General features: G+C 73.5%; 17 protein-coding genes. 12 read left to right on the forward strand and 5 right to left on the reverse strand.

Features of this window, described 5'->3' with window-relative positions; all coding sequences use genetic code 11:
• Positions 1 to 3: 3 nt before the first annotated feature.
• Positions 4 to 504 carry a hypothetical protein gene (locus PIJ49_RS11810; RefSeq protein WP_271826671.1) on the reverse strand — a complete coding sequence of 167 codons (501 nt, stop codon included), beginning with the start codon at positions 502 to 504 and terminating at the stop codon, positions 4 to 6.
• A gap of 140 nt (positions 505 to 644) precedes the next feature.
• Here PIJ49_RS11810 and PIJ49_RS11815 point away from each other — a divergent pair, with 140 nt between their 5' ends.
• The 4 genes from PIJ49_RS11815 (at position 645) to PIJ49_RS11830 (ending at position 5,079) form a co-directional block, all read left to right on the forward strand.
• The gene (locus tag PIJ49_RS11815; RefSeq protein WP_271826672.1) at positions 645 to 1,673 is read left to right on the forward strand and encodes an ATP-grasp domain-containing protein; all 1,029 of its coding nucleotides are present in this window, start codon (positions 645 to 647) and stop codon (positions 1,671 to 1,673) included.
• An 84-nt stretch (positions 1,674 to 1,757) separates the two neighbouring features.
• Complete coding sequence (locus tag PIJ49_RS11820; protein WP_209685568.1) at positions 1,758 to 2,804, forward strand: LLM class flavin-dependent oxidoreductase; 1,047 nt, start codon at positions 1,758 to 1,760, stop codon at positions 2,802 to 2,804.
• Positions 2,804 to 4,111 (forward strand): O-acetylhomoserine aminocarboxypropyltransferase/cysteine synthase family protein, encoded by a 1,308-nt coding sequence (locus tag PIJ49_RS11825; protein ID WP_251160394.1) that lies wholly within the window; start codon positions 2,804 to 2,806, stop codon positions 4,109 to 4,111. Before PIJ49_RS11820 ends, PIJ49_RS11825 begins: the two co-directional genes overlap by 1 nt.
• A gap of 35 nt (positions 4,112 to 4,146) precedes the next feature.
• Complete coding sequence (locus PIJ49_RS11830; protein ID WP_251154473.1) at positions 4,147 to 5,079, forward strand: 4-(cytidine 5'-diphospho)-2-C-methyl-D-erythritol kinase; 933 nt, start codon at positions 4,147 to 4,149, stop codon at positions 5,077 to 5,079.
• Positions 5,080 to 5,131: 52 nt separating this feature from the next.
• On the opposite strand, the gene PIJ49_RS11835 is transcribed toward PIJ49_RS11830, so the two are convergent.
• Positions 5,132 to 6,790: a glycosyltransferase family protein gene (locus PIJ49_RS11835; RefSeq protein ID WP_271826673.1), complete on the reverse strand. Its 1,659-nt coding sequence runs from the start codon at positions 6,788 to 6,790 to the stop codon at positions 5,132 to 5,134.
• A gap of 90 nt (positions 6,791 to 6,880) precedes the next feature.
• On the opposite strand from PIJ49_RS11835, the gene PIJ49_RS11840 reads away from it, so the two are divergent.
• Genes PIJ49_RS11840 through PIJ49_RS11860 form a run of 5 tightly spaced genes read left to right on the forward strand, consistent with a single transcriptional unit; the run spans position 6,881 to position 11,174 of the window.
• Positions 6,881 to 7,294, forward strand: a complete 414-nt coding sequence (locus PIJ49_RS11840) for a TOBE domain-containing protein (protein ID WP_066655894.1) — start codon at positions 6,881 to 6,883, stop codon at positions 7,292 to 7,294.
• Positions 7,291 to 8,454 (forward strand): ThiF family adenylyltransferase, encoded by a 1,164-nt coding sequence (locus tag PIJ49_RS11845; protein ID WP_271826674.1) that lies wholly within the window; start codon positions 7,291 to 7,293, stop codon positions 8,452 to 8,454. Before PIJ49_RS11840 ends, PIJ49_RS11845 begins: the two co-directional genes overlap by 4 nt.
• Before the next feature lie 25 nt (positions 8,455 to 8,479).
• Positions 8,480 to 9,313: a molybdate ABC transporter substrate-binding protein gene (gene modA / locus PIJ49_RS11850; RefSeq protein WP_271826675.1), complete on the forward strand. Its 834-nt coding sequence runs from the start codon at positions 8,480 to 8,482 to the stop codon at positions 9,311 to 9,313.
• Positions 9,314 to 9,345: 32 nt separating this feature from the next.
• Complete coding sequence (locus PIJ49_RS11855) at positions 9,346 to 10,155, forward strand: ABC transporter permease (RefSeq protein ID WP_271826676.1); 810 nt, start codon at positions 9,346 to 9,348, stop codon at positions 10,153 to 10,155.
• Entirely contained in the window at positions 10,152 to 11,174 is a 1,023-nt protein-coding gene (locus PIJ49_RS11860) for an ABC transporter ATP-binding protein (RefSeq protein ID WP_209685578.1), read from the forward strand. Before PIJ49_RS11855 ends, PIJ49_RS11860 begins: the two co-directional genes overlap by 4 nt.
• Positions 11,175 to 11,181: 7 nt before the next feature.
• Here PIJ49_RS11860 and PIJ49_RS11865 read toward each other — a convergent pair whose 3' ends face one another.
• Genes PIJ49_RS11865 through PIJ49_RS11875 form a run of 3 tightly spaced genes read right to left on the reverse strand, consistent with a single transcriptional unit; the run spans position 11,182 to position 13,972 of the window.
• Positions 11,182 to 11,412: a MoaD/ThiS family protein gene (locus PIJ49_RS11865; protein ID WP_245172441.1), complete on the reverse strand. Its 231-nt coding sequence runs from the start codon at positions 11,410 to 11,412 to the stop codon at positions 11,182 to 11,184.
• Positions 11,413 to 11,424: 12 nt separating this feature from the next.
• On the reverse strand, positions 11,425 to 12,504 hold the full coding sequence (gene moaA, locus PIJ49_RS11870; RefSeq protein WP_209685581.1) for a GTP 3',8-cyclase MoaA: 1,080 nt from the start codon (positions 12,502 to 12,504) through the stop codon (positions 11,425 to 11,427).
• 10 nt (positions 12,505 to 12,514) lie between these two features.
• Complete coding sequence (locus tag PIJ49_RS11875; protein ID WP_271826677.1) at positions 12,515 to 13,972, reverse strand: glycosyltransferase 87 family protein; 1,458 nt, start codon at positions 13,970 to 13,972, stop codon at positions 12,515 to 12,517.
• 21 nt (positions 13,973 to 13,993) lie between these two features.
• Between PIJ49_RS11875 and PIJ49_RS11880 the strand changes: the two genes are divergently transcribed.
• The 3 genes from PIJ49_RS11880 to PIJ49_RS16955 are packed head-to-tail and all read left to right on the forward strand — an operon-like array spanning position 13,994 to position 16,956.
• The gene (locus PIJ49_RS11880) at positions 13,994 to 15,469 is read left to right on the forward strand and encodes a molybdopterin-dependent oxidoreductase (protein WP_271826678.1); all 1,476 of its coding nucleotides are present in this window, start codon (positions 13,994 to 13,996) and stop codon (positions 15,467 to 15,469) included.
• On the forward strand, positions 15,466 to 15,921 hold the full coding sequence (locus PIJ49_RS11885; protein WP_144411360.1) for a hypothetical protein: 456 nt from the start codon (positions 15,466 to 15,468) through the stop codon (positions 15,919 to 15,921). Before PIJ49_RS11880 ends, PIJ49_RS11885 begins: the two co-directional genes overlap by 4 nt.
• A gap of 9 nt (positions 15,922 to 15,930) precedes the next feature.
• Positions 15,931 to 16,956: a GNAT family N-acetyltransferase gene (locus tag PIJ49_RS16955; protein WP_307810456.1), complete on the forward strand. Its 1,026-nt coding sequence runs from the start codon at positions 15,931 to 15,933 to the stop codon at positions 16,954 to 16,956.
• Positions 16,957 to 17,052: the final 96 nt, after the last annotated feature.

Here is a 17,052-nt window from a genome sequence, read left to right on the forward strand (position 1 = left end):
TCCTCAGTCCGCCGACGCACCCCGTGCCCGCAGGGCCGCGACGACGGCTTCGGGGTCGTTGCACCGGAACCGCAGCGACCGCGCCCCGCGGATCGCGACCTGCACGCCGGGTCCGCCGTCGAGCAGCACCGCCGTGCCGCCGGGGACGAGCCGGATGCCGAGCCCGCCGGAGTTGCCGCCCGTCATGTGCACGACCTCGGCCGACGTGATCTGCTCGGGGGCGACGCGCCGCCGGTACCACCAGGGGCGGACACGGACCTCGAGCACCTCGTCGACCCGCACCGTCATCCGCATGGTCATCATCCCGATGCCGAGCGCCACCGTGACGGCGAGGGTGACCACCAGCACGCCGACGTCCGACGCCGTCGGCGGCTGGTCCTGCCACCCCGCCGGCACCGCGAGCACGAGCGTCGCGATCCCGACGGCGGTCGCGATCACGGCCCATCCCACGACGGTCATCACACGGCCTGGACGGAGGGTCTCCTCGTACGCGGGGTAGGACATGCGTTCCACCCTCGCACACCCGGCGCTCCGGCACGAGGTGACCCCGCCGCGATGGCACGAGGCGACCGCGCGCGGACGCACGCCGCAATCCCGCGTCACACACCTGGCACCCCCAGGGGGAGCGTGCCTAGGGTGGCCCGGTGACAACTCCGCGCGTGTACGTCATCCACGAGAACCCCGAGTGGTTCCCGCCGTTCGCCGCTGCCTTCGCGGCAGAAGGGGTGCCGGTCGAGGAACTCCTGCTCACCGACGGCGGTGCCCTGGGCAGCATCGACCTCACCGCCGAGCCGGCTCCGGGCGTCTACTGGTCGCGGATGTCCGCGTCGAGCCACACCCGCGGCAACGAGCACAGCAAGGAGTACGCCCGCGCGCTGCTCGGCTGGCTCGAGCGCTCCGGTGCGACGGTCGTGAACGGCAGCCACGTGCTCGAGCTCGAGGTGTCGAAGGTCGCCCAGCACGGGCTCCTCCGGGACGCCGGCTTCGACGTGCCCCGCACGACCGCGGTCTTCGGGTCGGCCGCCCTGCAGGACGCCGCGCGGACCTTCACGGACGGGCAGGACGTCCCGTTCATCACGAAGCACAACCAGGGCGGCAAGGGCCTCGGCGTCCGCCGTTTCGACACCCTCGCCGAGTTCGACGCGTACGTCGACAGCCCCGAGTTCGAGGCCCCCGTCGACGGCATCACGCTGCTCCAGGAGCTGCTGACCGCCCGCGAGCCGTTCATCACCCGAGCCGAGTTCGTCGGCGGCGAGTTCGTCTACGCGGTCCGTGTCGACACGAGCGCCGGCAGCTTCGAGCTCTGCCCGGCCGACGCGTGCGAGGTGCCCCAGGCCATCGCCGGCGCCGTCTGCGACGTGCCCGGCGCCGAGACGACCGGCACCGGGGCACCGGGCGCACCGGCCGCCTTCAGCATCCGTGACGAGGTCACGGCCCACCACCCGCTCGTGCAGCAGCTCCGGACGTTCCTCGCCGACCAGCGCATCCAGGTCGCGGGTGTCGAGTTCATGGAGACCACGGACGGCCGCACGGTCGTCTACGACGTGAACACGAACACGAACTACAACCCCGCCGTCGAGGCGGTCGCGCCGGTCTCCGGTCCGCGCGCGATCGCGCGCTTCACCGGCGCGCTCCTCGAGCAGGCGTACGCCACGTCGGCGACCACGGCCTGAGACGACACCACCCACCGGCCTGGAGGCTCGTGGCGGGCCCGCCCCGCGCCTCCCGGCCGTCACGACACACCTGAGGAACCACTCGTGCGATTCGGATACTGGACCCCGCTCTTCGGCGGCTGGCTGCGCAACGTCGAGGACGAGGACATGCCCGTCACCTTCGACTACGTGAAGCGGCTGGCGCAGCGTGCCGAGCGGATCGGCTTCGACCTGACGCTCGTGCCGGAGCTCAACCTCAACGACATCAAGGGCACGGCCGCGCCGAGCCTCGAGGCGTGGGCGCTCGCGGCCGCGCTGGCCGCGACGACCGAGCGGCTCGAGATCATGGCCGCGATGCGTCCGGGCTACCACCTGCCTGCGGTGACGGCGAAGCAGGCCGCGACCATCGACGAGATCTCCTGTGGTCGCTTCACGTTCAACGTCGTGAGCGCGTGGTGGGCGGAGGAGGCCCGTCAATACGGCGGCATCTTCTCCGAGCACGACGACCGCTACGCGCGGACCGAGGAGTTCGTCGCGATCCTCAAGGGCCTCTGGGCCGAGACGCCGTTCTCGTTCACGGGCGAGTACTACGACGTGCAGAACACGCACCTCGAGCCGAAGCCGCGGGTCACCCCGCGCATCTACGCCGGCGGCGAGAGCGAGGCGGGCAAGAGCTCGATCACCCGCTTCGCCGACGCGTACCTGACGCACGGCGGCACCGTCGACGAGCTCCGCACGAAGATCGACGAGATGAAGCGTCGCCGCGAGGACGCCGGCGCCGCGCCGTTCGAGGCGTTCGGCATGGCCGCGTACGTGATCGTCCGCGAGACCGAGGAGGAGGCGCAGGCCGAGCTGGCCCGCATCACCGACGTCCGCCACGGGAAGGCGTACGAGTCGTACCAGGACTTCATCTCGAAGTCGCAGCTCGAGCACGTCCCGTCGCTCGAGGACTACTCGGTGTCGAACCGCGGTCTGCGCCCCGGGTTCGTCGGCACGCCGCAGCAGGTCGCCGACCGGATCCGCGAGTTCGAGGACGCCGGGGTCGACACGCTCCTGCTGCAGTTCTCGCCGCAGGCCGAGGAGATGGAGCGCTTCGGCGAGCAGGTCATCCCGCTCGTCCGCGCCGCCGTCCCCGCCGAGCCGGTCGCCTGATGGCGGCCGAGGACGACTGGGCGTTCGAGACGCGGCAGATCCGGGCCGGCTTCACGGCCGACCCGGGCTTCGGAGCGAACGTGCCCCCGATCGCGCAGAGCGCGGCCTTCGTGTACCCCTCGGGCGAGGACGCGGCGGCACGGTTCATGCTCGACGCACCTGGACACACCTACACACGCGTCAACAACCCGTCGGCGGCGGCCCTGGAGCGACGCGTCGCGGACCTCGAGGGCGGGGTCGGAGCACTGGCGCTGGCGTCCGGTCAGGCGGCGACCTCGCTGGCGGTGCTCGGCGTCGCGCGGGCGGGCGCCCACGTCGTCTCGTCGGCGTCGCTCTACGGTGCGACCTACACGCTCTTCCACTCGACGCTGAGCGACCTCGGCATCACGTTCACCTTCGTGCAGGACCCGACGGACCTCGACGAGTGGCGCGCCGCGGTCCGTCCGGAGACGCGGGCGTTCTTCGGCGAGAGCATCCCGAACCCGCGTGGCGACGTGCTCGACTTCGCGGGGGTCGCCGGTGTCGCGCACGACGCCGGGGTGCCGCTCATCGTCGACAACACCATCGCGACGCCGTACCTCGTGCGACCGATCGAGCACGGCGCGGACATCGTCGTGCACTCGGCGACGAAGTACCTCGCCGGCCACGGCAGCGCCGTCGCCGGGATCATCGTCGACGGCGGGAACTTCGACTGGGCGGCGCAGGCGGAGAAGTACCCGCAGCTCACGACGGTCGAGCAGTCCGGGTTCGCCGGGACGGCCTTCGCCGAGAAGTTCGGCCGCCGCGCGTTCATCCAGCGCACCCGGTCGAAGCTGTCCGCCGACCTCGGCCCCGCGATCGCCCCGTTCAACGCCTTCCTCGTCCTGCAGGGCATCCAGACGCTGTCGCTGCGCATGGACCGGCACGTGGCGAACGCGGCCGCGGTCGCCTCGTGGTTGGACGGACACGCGCAGGTCGAGCACGTGCACTACGCCGGGCTGCCCTCGTCGCCGTGGCACCACCTGCAGCAGCGCTACGTGCCGAAGGGGCCGTCGGCCGTGCTGGCGTTCGACCTCGCCGGTGGGGTCGCTGCCGGTCGCCGGTTCGTCGCCGCGCTCGAGCTCTTCGACCACGTGTCGAACCTGGGTGACGTCCGGTCGCTCGTCGTGCACCCCGCGTCGACGACCCACGTGCAGATGACCCCGCAGCAACGCGCGGCCGCCGGCGTCGGGGAGGGCATGATCCGCCTGTCGATCGGTCTGGAGCACGTGGACGACATCTTGGCCGACCTGGCTCGCGGGTTCGCGGCGGCGGGGACCTCGGCGTAGTCCGCGGCCCGGCGCGGGGAGGATAGGTTGGACGCATGACCTCGCTGGCCGCACCGACCCGCGTGCGGGTGCGCGCTCCCGGCAAGATCAACGTGTTCCTGTCCGTCGGCGCGCTGCAGGACGACGGCTACCACGACGTGGCGACCGCGTACCAGGCGGTGTCGCTGTACGAGGACGTCACCGCGGAAGCGGCCGACGACTTCTCCGTGCGCTTCACGGGACCGATCGACACCAGTGCGGTCCCGACCGACGACTCGAACCTGGCGATCCGCGCCGCGCGTCTCGTGGCCGAGGCCGCCGGGCACCGGGGCGGCGTCCGGCTCACCATCGACAAGCAGGTCCCCGTCGCCGGCGGGATGGGCGGGGGATCGGCCGACGCCGCGGCGACCCTGCTCGCGTGCGACACCCTCTGGGGCACCGCCCTCGGGCGGGACGAGCTGCTGCGGCTCGCGGCCCGACTCGGCGCGGACGTCCCGTTCGCCTTCGCCGGCGGCACCGCCGTGGGGACGGGTCGCGGCGACGAGCTGAGCCCGGCGCTCGCCAAGGGGGAGTTCCACTGGGTCCTCGCGCTCAGCGAGGACGGTCTCTCCACCCCTGCTGTCTACCGGGCGCTCGACGAGCACCGGGAGCGCTACCGGGCCGACATCCGCCCGGCTCCCACGACCCCCGTCGTCGAGGCGAACGTGCTCCAGGCGCTCCGTGCCGGCGACGCGGACCTGCTCGCGGACTGCCTGCACAACGACCTGCAGGCACCCGCGATGCGGCTGCAGCCGGGGCTCGCGGCGACGATCGAGGCGGGGGAGAAGGCCGGCGCGCTCGCGGGCATCGTCTCGGGGAGCGGCCCGACGGTCGCGTTCCTGGTCGCCGACCGCGATGCTGCGCTCGAGGTGCAGGTCGAGCTCAGCGCCTCCGGGCTCGTCGCGCTCCGGGCGACCGGCCCGGTGCACGGTGCCCGCGTCGTGCACTGACCACCGGACCCGCGGTGCCGACTGACCACCGGACCTACGGTGCCGTCGGGGCTCAGTCGCGGACGAACTCCGTGATGACGACCCGACCGGTCCGCCACTTCTGCTCGACGTGGAAGCCGTGCTCGGCGAGCACCTCGGTCGTCTCCGGCTGGATGTTGCGGGCCTTCGGGGTGCCGCCGACGAACCACACGGTGTCGATGTCACCGAGGCGTGCCGGGATCGTCGACGCCAGGTCGCCGTTCTCGTTCCAGAGCACGCCCGTCTCGGCGCCGTTCTTCCGGATGCCCAGGTCGGTCATCCCGGTGAACGCCCAGGGGTAGGAGACGCGGATGATCTCCGCGGTGGACGTCGGGTGCCCGTAGACGCTGCCGAAGACGACGCCCTCGTTGGCGCCGGTGTTCGCCCCACGCTCGGCGGCGATGATCGACGCGGCGTTCGCCCAGGTCGACTCCTGCTTCGACCGGGGCGTCTTGACGTCGATCGCGCTCGGGACGCTGATGACGAGGAAGACCGCGAGCAGCGCGGCGATCAGGGCCTTCCGCCGCAGGGCGGTGATCGCGAGCGCGATGAGGAGCGCGACGAACGGCATGCTCAGCGATGCGTACTTGGGGGAGTAGAGGTGCTTGCCGAGTGCCGTCGCGGCGAGCAGTGCCCCGGTCGGCAGCAGTGCCAGCGGCAGGGCGATCCGGACCGACTGTGCCCGGAGGAGCGCGCGGACGGTGGGGACGCGGCGGTGTGCGGCGACCAGGGACACGACGACACCGATGACGAGGAGCGTCCACGCGACCGCGGCGTACGAGTCGATCCCGCCGAACCACGAGGTGGCGAACACCTGGCGCGGGGTGCGCTGCGTGATGCCCGAGATCCACGCGACCTGCTTGGACTGCTCCGTGACCTCGAGCACGAGCGGCGACGCGAGGAGCGCGGCAGCTGCGGCGGCGACGACCCAGCGGACGAGGACGACACGGCCCACGAGCGGGTCACCGGCGTCCGACCTCCGGGTCCACGTACGCGATCGGCGCTCGGCCAGCCACGTCCAGGCCAGGGCCGCCGCGTGTGCGACCACGGCGAGCGCGAGGTACACGTTGAAGCAGACGGCCAGGAGCGCGAGCAGCCCGTAGGCGACCCACCAGCGGATGCTCGACGCCCGCGTCGCCCCGGACCGGGTGCGTCGGACGGCCGTGATGCCGACGAGCGTCAGTGCGACGGCCAGGGTCGTGACGGTCGCGTAGGGGCGGCCCTCGGACCCGGCCCACTGCACGCGGGGGATCGCGAGGAACACGAGCCCGGCGACGATGCCGAGCCGACGACCACCCAGGCGGCGTCCGAGTGCGACGACGAGCCCGGCGGTGACGCCGATGGCGAGTGCGCTCGGGAAGCGGAGGGTGAACGGCGTGTACCCCACGAGCCAGAACCAGGCGTGGATGAGTGCGTAGTACAGGCCGTGCACGGCGTCCACGTTGTGGAGTTCGGCCCAGAGCTGCGGCCAGCTGCGCGTGGCGCTGGTGACCGTCGCGGCCTCGTCGTACCAGAGCGAGGGGACCCAGGCGAAGAGCGCGCCCGTGACGACGCCGAGCGCACCCACGGTGAGTTCGGGGGTCCGGACTGCTGCGACACGCAGGGCCGTGGACGCGGACCGCAGGCGGGTACGGACCGGCGCGACCCCGGCGGAGGCGGGGACGTGGATGGTGCCGGTCTGTGGTGCAGTCACGCCCGCGACGGTAGCGCGCACGGCTGGGCGCGTGCCCCGTACCGCTGTCCCCTCCGTGAGAGTTCGCCATGCCGTAGGGTCACGGACACCATGACGACACTCCGCATCCGAGACGCCGCGCGGTACCTGGGCGTCAGCGACGACACCGTCCGGCGCCTGGTCGACGCCGGCACGCTGCCCCGTTCCGAGGACCCGTCCGGCCGCACGGTGGTCGAGGGGCGGGACCTCGCCGCGTACGTCCGCGGTCGTGACGCCGGGCTCGACGACCCGTCCGGTGTCCGCAGCTCGGCGCGGAACCGCTTCGTCGGCATCGTCACCGACCTGGTCGTCGAGGGGGTGGTCGCCCAGGTGGAGCTGCAGGCCGGCCCGAACCGCGTGGTGTCCCTGATGACCGCCGAGGCCGTCCGCGACCTCGGGCTCGAGGTCGGTTCCGTCGCGGTCGCGTCCGTCAAGGCCACGATGGTCACCGTCGAGGTGCCGGAGCAGCCGGAGCGCGCGCGGTGACCACGCCCGACCCCGCCACGCCCGACCCCGCCGTGTCCGACCCCGCCGTGTCCGACCCGGCCACGCCCGACCCGGCCACGCCCGACCCCACAGCGCTCGCCGCCCGGAGGCGGAGCACCTCGCGCACGGCCGCGCTCGACGGTGCCGGGCAGGCGGCGCTCGACGCGCTCGCCGGCGCCCGGGTCCTCGTCGTCGGAGCGGGCGGGCTCGGCGCACCCGTCCTGACGTACCTGGCCGGCTCCGGGCTCGGCCGGATCACGATCGTCGACCACGACACGGTGGACACGTCGAACCTGGCGCGACAGACGCTGTTCGCTGCCGCCGACGTGGGGCGCTCGAAGGCGGCGTGCGCAGCCGACCGGGTGCGCGGCGTCGACGCCGTCGTCGAGGTCGTCGCCCTGACCGAGCGCTTCCGCCCCGAGCACGTCGCCGACCACGACGTGGTGGTCGACGCGGCGGACAGCGTCGAGGTCACCCGTGCCGTCTCCGACGCGTGCGCCGCGGCGGGCGTGCCCTTCGTCTGGGGCACCGCGCTCGGCTACGACGGACAGGTCTCCGTCTTCCACGACGCCGCCGCCGACCCGGTCGACTTCCACGACCTCCACCCCGAGGCGCTGCCGGACGAGGGCTCCTGCGCCGCGGACGGCGTGCTGCCCGCCCTGTGCGGCGCGGTGGGCGCGGTGATGGCGGCGCAGGTCACCGCCCTGGTCGCCGGGCTCGGCGAGCCGCTGCTCGGCCGGGTGCTCACGGTGGACGCCCGTCGGTGGCGCTGGACCGAGAGCGTCCTGCGTCGCGGCCCGGGATCGGTCCGTCCCGCGCCGTCGGCGGTCGCGGAGCCGCCGCGGATCGCCCCCGCCGAGCTGGCACGACGACTCGGTGACGACGGTGCGGACGACGTCGCCGGCGACCGGATCGTCCTCGTCGACGTCCGGACCGAGGCGGAGCGCGCGACCGGGGTCATCCCGGGCTCGCGGACCCCGGACGACCTCGGCGGCTCCGGGGCGGTCGACGAACTGGTCGTCGTGTGTGCGTCCGGGAAGCGTGCCACCGCCTGGGCACGACAGGCCATCGCGGACCGTCCGGCGGGGGCGTCGTCCGTCACGGTCCTCGACGGCGGGATCACCGCATGGGGTCAGGAGGGCCACCCGATTACCTCCTGACCGCAGGTGCGGCTAGGATCGCCCCGTGAAGACGCTCCTGCGAACCTCTGTTGCGATCGCGCTCCTGGTCGTCGTCGGGACGAGCCTCGCCGCGTGCACGACCCGGCCCGCCACCGGCGGCGCGACGGGGAGCAGCGCGACGGGCACCTCGGCGAGCGGCACCGCCACGGGCAGCACGGGCCCGACCGGGTCGATCACGGTCTTCGCGGCCGCCTCGCTCCAGCGCACCTTCACGGAGCTCGGGGAGCAGTACGAGCGGCGGCACCCGGGGACCACGGTCACGTTCTCGTTCGCCGGTTCGAGCGACCTCGTCTCGCAGATCCGCAACGGCGCCCCCGCCGACGTGTTCGCCTCCGCCGACGAGGCGACCATGGCGAAGCTCGCGACGACCGACCTGGCGACGGGGTGGCCCCGCGACTTCGCGACGAACACCCTCGAGATCGCCGTCGCACCCGGCAACCCCGAGCAGGTCGCGGACCTCCGCGACCTCACCGCGTCCGACCTGCAGGTCGTCACCTGCGCCGCCCCCGTGCCGTGCGGTGCGGCGACGGCGGAGGTCGAGCGGGCCGCGGGCGTCGAGCTCCGACCGGTGAGCGAGGAGCAGTCGGTCACCGACGTCCTCGGGAAGGTCGAGTCCGGGCAGGCCGACGCCGGGCTCGTCTACGTCACCGACGTCGAGGGCTCCGGGGGGAAGGTCGAGGGCGTCCCGTTCGCGGAGTCGTCCGAGGCCGTGAACACGTACCCGATCGGTGTCCTCAAGGAGTCCGCGAACCCGGTGACCGCCGCGTCGTTCGCCGCGTTCGTCCGCTCCGACGCCGGACGCGAGGTGCTCACGGACGCCGGCTTCGGCGCACCCTGACGACGACCGCGATGCACCGGACGACCAGGACGATGACGAGCAGGCCGCCCCAGCGCCACCAGCGGACCCCCGTGCCGTGGTGGCTCCCGGTCCCCGCGGTCCTCGGCGGACTGTTCGTCGTCGTGCCCGTGGCCGCGATGGTCGGTCGGGTCGACTGGTCGTCGTTCGTCGCCCTGGTCACGGCACCCGCGTCGACCACCGCGCTCGGGCTGAGCCTCGGCACCGCGGCCGCCGCCACCGGGGTCGCGTTCGTCCTCGGCTACCCGCTGGCGGTGCTGTTCGCCCGCTCGACCTCCCGCTGGGTCGGGGTCCTCCGTGCGCTCGTCCTCCTGCCGCTCGTGCTCCCGCCCGTGGTCGGCGGTCTCGCCCTGCTCGCGGCCTTCGGGCGGCTCGGCGTGCTCGGCGCGTTCCTCGACGAGCACGGGCTCCGGATCGCCTTCACCACGACGGCGGTCGTGACGGCGCAGGTCTTCGTGTCGATGCCGTTCCTGGTGTCGTCGATCGAGGGCTCGCTCCGCACCGGCGGCGGTCGCGCCGAACGGGTCGCCGCCACGCTCGGCGCCGGACCGACCCGGACGTTCCTCACCGTCACGACGCCGTGCGTGCTCCCGGGCATCACCTCCGGCCTGGTGCTCTGCGGGGCGCGGGCGCTCGGCGAGTTCGGCGCCACCCTCACCTTCGCCGGCAGCCTGCAGGGGGTCACCCGGACGCTCCCGCTCGAGGTCTACCTGCAGCGCGAGATCGACCCGGACACCGCCGTCGCGCTCGCGCTCGTCCTCGTCGTGGTCGCCCTCGTCGTGATCGGGACGACGACGGTGCGCACCCGCCCGGTGACGACGTGACGGGCGGTGGAGCGGGGCTCGTCGCTCACGTGCTCGTGCCCGAGCGGGACGTCGACGTGCGCCTGACGATCGGCCCCGACGAGTGCGTCGCGCTGGTCGGGCCGAACGGCGCCGGCAAGTCGACCGTCGTCGAGGCCCTCGCCGGCCTCCTCCGCACGCGCGACGGCAGTGTCGTGCTCGCAGGCCGCGACCTGACGTCCGTGCCGACGCACCGCCGCCGGGTCGGCCTGGTCGCACAACGCCCGGACCTCTTCGCCCACCGCACGGTCGCCGGCAACGTCGCCTTCGGCCCGCGTGCCACCGGGGCCGGCCGCCGGGAGGCACGACACCGCGCCGCCACGGCCCTCGCCGCCGTCGGTGCGTCCGTACTCGCCGACCGGTCTCCGACCACGCTGTCCGGTGGGCAGGCGCAGCGTGTCGCGGTCGCCCGTGCCCTCGCGACGGAGCCCGCGCTGCTGCTCCTCGACGAGCCGACCACGGCGCTCGACGTCGACGCCCGCACCGAGGTCCGCGCGGCGCTGCGCGCCGCCCTGCGCGGCCGCCCGACCCTCCTCGTCACGCACGACCCGCTCGAGGCCGTCACGCTCGCCGACCGCGTCGTCGTGCTGCAGGACGGCCGCGTCGTCGAGGAGGGGCGCACCGAGGCCGTCCTCCGGCAACCGCGCACGCCGTTCTCGGCGTCCTTCTCCGGACTGGTGCTCGTCCCCGGGACGGCCACGCCGACCGGGATCGCGCTCGACGGCGGCGGTGAGCTGGCGTCCGCGACGCACACCGTGCCTCCCGGCCGACCCGCGGTCGCGGCCCTGCACCCGACCGCGGCGCGCGTGCGCCGTGACGGGCCGGGGCTGGCACGGACGGTGACCGCGGTGGAACCGCGTGACGGGCTGGTGCGGGTGCACGCGGGTGACCTGGTGGCCGACGTGACCGTCGCGTCGGCCGCGGCCCTCGGTCTGGAGCCGGGCGTGGCCGTGCGGATCGCTGTCGACCCGGACGAGGTCAGCGTCGCCGCGCCCGCGTGACGGTGGCCTAGCCGCCGGCGAACGGGGGCATCACGTCGACGGTCGCGACGCCGTCGAGCGACGTCGAGCGGTCGCGCGTCGTGACCCCGTCGACGAGGTACGAGCACCGCTCCTGCAACGCCGTCCACCGGTCCGGATCGGCCGCCGTGACGCCCCGCAGTGCCGCATCGAGCGTCGTCGCGGCCACCGTGGTCTCGTCCTGGCCGACGGCCGCGCGGGCCGCGGCGAAGAACCGCATCGTCGTCACCGGTCAGCCTCCGATCGCACTCATGCCGCGGGACGGGTGCACGATCCCGTCCGCGTCGTCGCCGTGGTCCCGCGGCTTCGCCCACATCGCGCGTCGCCAGGTGTCGAGCAGGACGTCGTCGTCGGCGCCGGCGCGCAGGGGGCCGAGCAGGTCGACCTCGTCGTCCGAGAACAGGCAGGAGCGCACGTGTCCCTCGGCGGTCAGGCGCGTGCGGGTGCAGTCGGCGCAGAACGACTCGGTGATGCTCGCGATCACACCGACGGTGCCGAGCGCTTCGCCGTCGAGCGTCGACACGCGGTACCGCTCGGCGGGGGCGCCGTCACGCGGCGCCTCGTCGGGCTCGAGCCGGTAGTGCTCGCCGAGCAGGGCGCGGGTCTCCTCCGCCGTGACCATGGTGGCGCCGTCCCAGGCGTGCCCCGGGTCGAGCGGCATCTGCTCGATGAAGCGCAGCTCGTGCCCGCGCTCGAGGCACCAGGCGAGCAGGTCGACGGCGAGGTGGTCGTTCACCCCGCGGAGCAGCACCGCGTTGACCTTGACCCCGAGACCCGCGTCCGCCGCGGCGGCGATGCCCTCGAGCACGCGGTCGAGGAACGGGCGCCGGGTGACCTCGGCGAAGACGTCCGGGTCGACGGTGTCGAGCGAGACGTTGACGCGGCGCAGTCCGGCGTCCGCCAGGGCCTGTGCGCGGTTCGCCAGGCCGATCGCGTTCGTGGTGATCGACAGTTCGACGTCGTGGGCCGAGCACCGACGGACGATGTCGACGAGGTCGGCGCGCAGGAGCGGCTCACCACCGGTGAAGCGGACCTTGCGCACGCCGAGGGTGCCGGCGGCGAGGCCGACCAGACGGTCGATCTCCGCCGCCGTCATGAGCGCGTCGGACGGGATCACGGGCAGCCCCTCCGCCGGCATGCAGTACGTGCATCGGAGGTTGCAGCGCTCGGTGAGCGAGACCCGCAGGTCGACGGCGCGCCGGGCGAACCGGTCGACGAGCCCGGGGTCGTCGACGGGTCGAGGAGGGATGGCCGGCGACTCGCTGCGCACCCGGCGCAGCAGGCCGGTCGAGGGCAGGATCCGCGCCGTCATCCCCGTGATGCTACCCCGCGTCGATGCGGTCGCGGGTGCGGGGGTCCACGGACCGCCACCCACGGGGGTCGAGTCGTCGTCCCCAGCGCACCCAGTCCTCGCGCCGGGTGCGGACGAGCGTGACGACCACGATCACGAGCACCGCGGCGAGGAGCCACCACCGGAACGCGGGCGCCGAGGGCCAGACCCCGCGCAGGGCGATGGCGAGGTTCAGGGCCATCCACTCCCACCGACCCGAGAGGACCACGAAGGGGATGAGGAGCAGCGCGTACCAGGGGTACCGCGGGGTCACGGCGAGGAAGGTCACACCGATCATGAACACCTCGGCGGACCACGGCCGTGCGGGGTCCGCGAGGCGCCAGGACACCACGGCGGCCAGGAGCACCACGAGCCCGACGACGATCGTCGCCGCATCGCCCTTGATCACGGACGAGACCAGGGCGAACCGGGAGCCGTCCTCGTAGCCCTCCTCGGACAGGTAGCCGGGCAGGTACCCGAGGACCTTCACGCCGGTCGTGAGCACGTAGGGCACGTAGAGCAGCGCGAACGTGGCGATGCCGACGGGGACCGCCCACCAGTACCGCCACCGGCCGAGCAGGGGCGGGTAGACGATCGCCGGGATGAGCTTGGTGGCCGTCGCCGCACCGAGGGCGATCCCGCCCCAGATCGGCCGACCGAAGGCGACGAGTACGACGCCCGCCGTGGCGAGGGCGGCACCGACGACGTCGACGTGCGAGTTCGTGACCGCCTCGGACGCGACGAGCGGCGACCAGGCCCACAGCGCGGCCCACCAGGTCGGGCGGCCGACGCGACGGAGCACCGCGACCAGACCGATCGTGACGCCGAGGGAGACGAGGAGTCCCGCGACCTGGAACGGCATGTACTGCGCGGTCGCGGGCACGAAGGCGCGCACACCGGCGAACCACAGCTGCGCCATCGGCGGGTAGATCGTGGTCACGTCCGGCCGGTTGATGGCGACGCAGTGCCCGTCGGCTCCGTCGCCGAGCCCGCGCATCCGCGGCTCGAGCGGCTTGCAGGTGCCGTCGATCTTGTCCGGGAACAGCCAGTCCGGGCGCAGGTCGGCCAGCGCGTTCGACTGCGGCGTGTGGGCGTACGGTGAAATGCCGGCGTGTTGCACGATGCCGTCCCAGGCGTACCGGGCAGAGTCGGTACTGGTGTTCGGCGGGCCGACGAGCGCCGCGATGCCGACCACGACCGCCCCACCGAGGACGATCCGGGTCGTCCACTCGCGGGGCACGAACCGCACGGCGACCACTGCTCCCGCGAAGACCGCCCAAGCGATGAGCGTCCAGGCAACGAATGGTGCACGATGACCGGCACGGAGGAACCCCAGATGCGTGATGCCGAAGGCGATGACACCCGCCAGCGCCAGCACGCCGACGACGGACAGGACGGTCGACACGACCGCGGTCGTCGGGACGGAGGCGGCGCGCGGTCGTCTGCTCATGGTTCCCCGAGGCTACCGATCGTGCGCCGGGTCCTGCTGGATGCACGCGCGACCATGGCGTCCCCGAACCGCAACGCCCGCTCGGCCGTCGTCTGGGGTCGCCTGCTCGGCATCGCGTTCGTCGTCTGCTTCGGGACCGGCGTCTACAGCCACCTGCTGCAGGACCCCCTGCCGTGGATGCGCTTCCCGACCCGGCCGACGCAGCTCTACCAGTTCACGCAGGGCCTGCACATCACCGCGGGCATCGCGATCATCCCGCTGCTGCTCGCCAAGCTGAACGTCGTCATGCCCGCGCTGGCCCAGGTCCCGCCGGTGCGCGGGGTCCTGCACCTGCTCGAGCGGCTGTCGATCGCGGTGCTCGTGTCGGCGTCGATCGTGCAGGTCGGCACCGGCCTGCTGAACACGTACCAGTGGTACCCGTGGCCGTTCCCGTTCCGCCAGGTCCACTACGCCATGTCGTACCTGATCATCGGTTCGCTCGTCGTGCACATCGCGTCGAAGCTGCCCGTGATCGTGCGCTACTGGCGGGCGCGGGACGCCTACGACGCCGAGGGTCGGTTCGTCGCGGACCCGACGGTGGGCAGCGAGCTGCTGCCGGACGGCCGGGAGGCCCGCCCCGCCGTGGGTGGACGCCCCGCGGCCGAGCAGACGGCCGGCGCGTACCCCCGTGGCCTGACCGGCCGCCTGCTGCGGTGGGTGGACGGCGCGGCTGCGCCGGCTGCGCCGGCTGCGCCGGCTGCGCCGGTGGGCGCCGCCGAGACTCGCCCTGGCGGACAGGTTCGCGGTCTCGGGACCGCGAACACGTCCGCGGAGCCGAGTCTCGGGGACGGCGCAGGCGGGGCGGAGGCGGGTCGCGCCTCCCGGCCGGAGCACGACGACGCGCTCCCCGGACCCCGTCAGCGGATCGCACGCCGCGGGTTCGTGGCGGGAGTGACGGCGGCGACCGTCGGCGTCGTCGCGCTCACCGCGGGACAGTCGAACCGGCTGCTCGAACCGCTCAACGTGTTCGGTGCCCGTCAGCGGTACATCGGACCGGACGACCTGCCGGTCAACCGCACCGCTCGCGCCGCCGGGGTCCTGGCGACGGCGACCGCGGCGGACTGGACGCTGACCGTGGTCGGTCCGGACGTCACACGGACGTTCTCGCGTGCCGAGCTCGTCGCGCTCGGCACCGCCACCGCGGACCTGCCGATCTCGTGCGTCGAGGGGTGGAGCCAGGTGGCGTCGTGGCGGGGTGTCCGGATGCGGGACCTGCTCGCCTCCGTGCAGGCCGACCCGGCGTCGGCGCTGCGGATCACGAGCCTCGAGAAGAGCGGCGGGTACCGGGTCACCGAGATGGGCCCGGAGTACGCGTCCGACCCGACGACGCTCCTCGCGCTCGAGGTGAACGGGAAGACGCTCGACCTGGACCACGGGTTCCCCGCCCGGGTCATCGCGCCGGGACGACCCGGCGTGCTGCAGACGAAGTGGATCGGGAAGATCGAGGTGATCCGATGAGGGCCGCGAGGATCGTGCTCGTCGTCGTGGGCGTGCTCGTGATGGCGTTCGGTGCGTACGTGCTCGTCACGACCGTCCGACCGAACCGCATCTGGGGCCTGGCGACGTGGCTGCTCGGCGCGGTCGTGCTGCACGACGTCGTGCTGTCGCCGTTCGTGGTCGGAGCGGGACTCCTGCTCCGTCGGACCGGCAGGACGCTCGGCGCCGGGGTGCTCGTCGTCGTGCAGACCGCGGTGGTGCTCGGGAGCGTGCTCGCCCTGGTGGTGCTCCCGGAGATCGCCGCGAAGCAGCACGGACAGAAGAACCCGACCGTGCTGCCGTTCGACTACACCACGCGGTTGCTCGTCGTCGAGGGGCTGCTGCTCGCGGTCGTCGTGGTCGCACTCGTGGTGGGCGTCGTCCGTGCCCGACGATCCCCGCGACCACTGGTTGCATCGACAACCAATGGCTAGCATGAGTGCATGACGGACGAGACGCCCTGGCTCACGCGCGACCAGCTCCGCGCGTGGATGAAGCTGGTCGCCGTCATGGAACTCCTCCCGGCCGCGCTCGACCAGCAGCTCCAGCGGGACGCCGATCTGACCCACTTCGACTACATGGTCGTCGCGATGCTGTCGGAGACCGAGTCGCGCACGCTCCGGATGTCGGCGCTCGCCGCGGCGACGAACGCGTCCCTGCCGCGCCTGTCGCACGTGGTGTCGCGGCTCGAGAAGCGCGGGCTCGTCACCCGGTGCCCCTCGGTCGACGACCGCCGAGCCACCGACGTCCGACTGACCGACGACGGGTTCGCGGCCATCGTCGCGGCGGCGCCCGACCACGTCCGGACCGCCCGACGCTTCGTCATCGACGCGCTGAGCGACGAGCAGGTCCGGCAGCTCGACGGCATCACGCGGGCGCTGCTCGGGCGGCTCGACCCCGAGGGGCGGTTCGCGGCGCTGACCTACCCGCGGTCCGACGGCGAGGTGCTGTGCGAGGAGCGTCTGACGGGTGCGTCGCCTGCGGCACCGGCGGGCGTGCTCTTCCGGGACGCGACTGCGGACGACACCGGGCTGCTCCGGCACGCGACGCTCGCGGCGATGAACTGGAAGGCCCCGTCCTTCGTGGACGCCGACCTCGACCGCCCCGAGTTCGCGCACTACTTCGTCGGTTTCGACCCCGCCCGCGACCACGGCGTCGTGGCGGTGGACGGCGAGGGACCGGTCGGGGTGGCGTGGGCGCGGTTCCTGCCGGCGGACGACCCCGGGTACGGGTTCGTGGCCGAGGACGTCCCGGAACTCACGATGGCCGTCGAGGCGCGCGGGCGGGGTCGGGGGATCGGCACGGCGCTGCTCGCGCGGTTGCTCGACGCCGGCCGGGCCGCGGGCTGGCCGGGTGTCAGCCTGAGCGTCGAGGACGGCAACACCGGGGCGCGGATCGCGTACGAGCGGGCCGGGTTCCGGACGGTCGGGCGGAACGGGGACTCGGACACGATGCTCGTCCGGTCCTGACGTCCGGGCCGGCGCCCTGGTCGGCCTGGTCGGTTCGGTCGGCCTGGTCGGTTCGGTCGGTCTGGTCGGTCTGCTCGCGTCGCGGGTGACTGGTAC

It is taken from the genome of Curtobacterium uvaldense (assembly GCF_028307415.1).
Lineage (GTDB): Bacteria > Actinomycetota > Actinomycetes > Actinomycetales > Microbacteriaceae > Curtobacterium.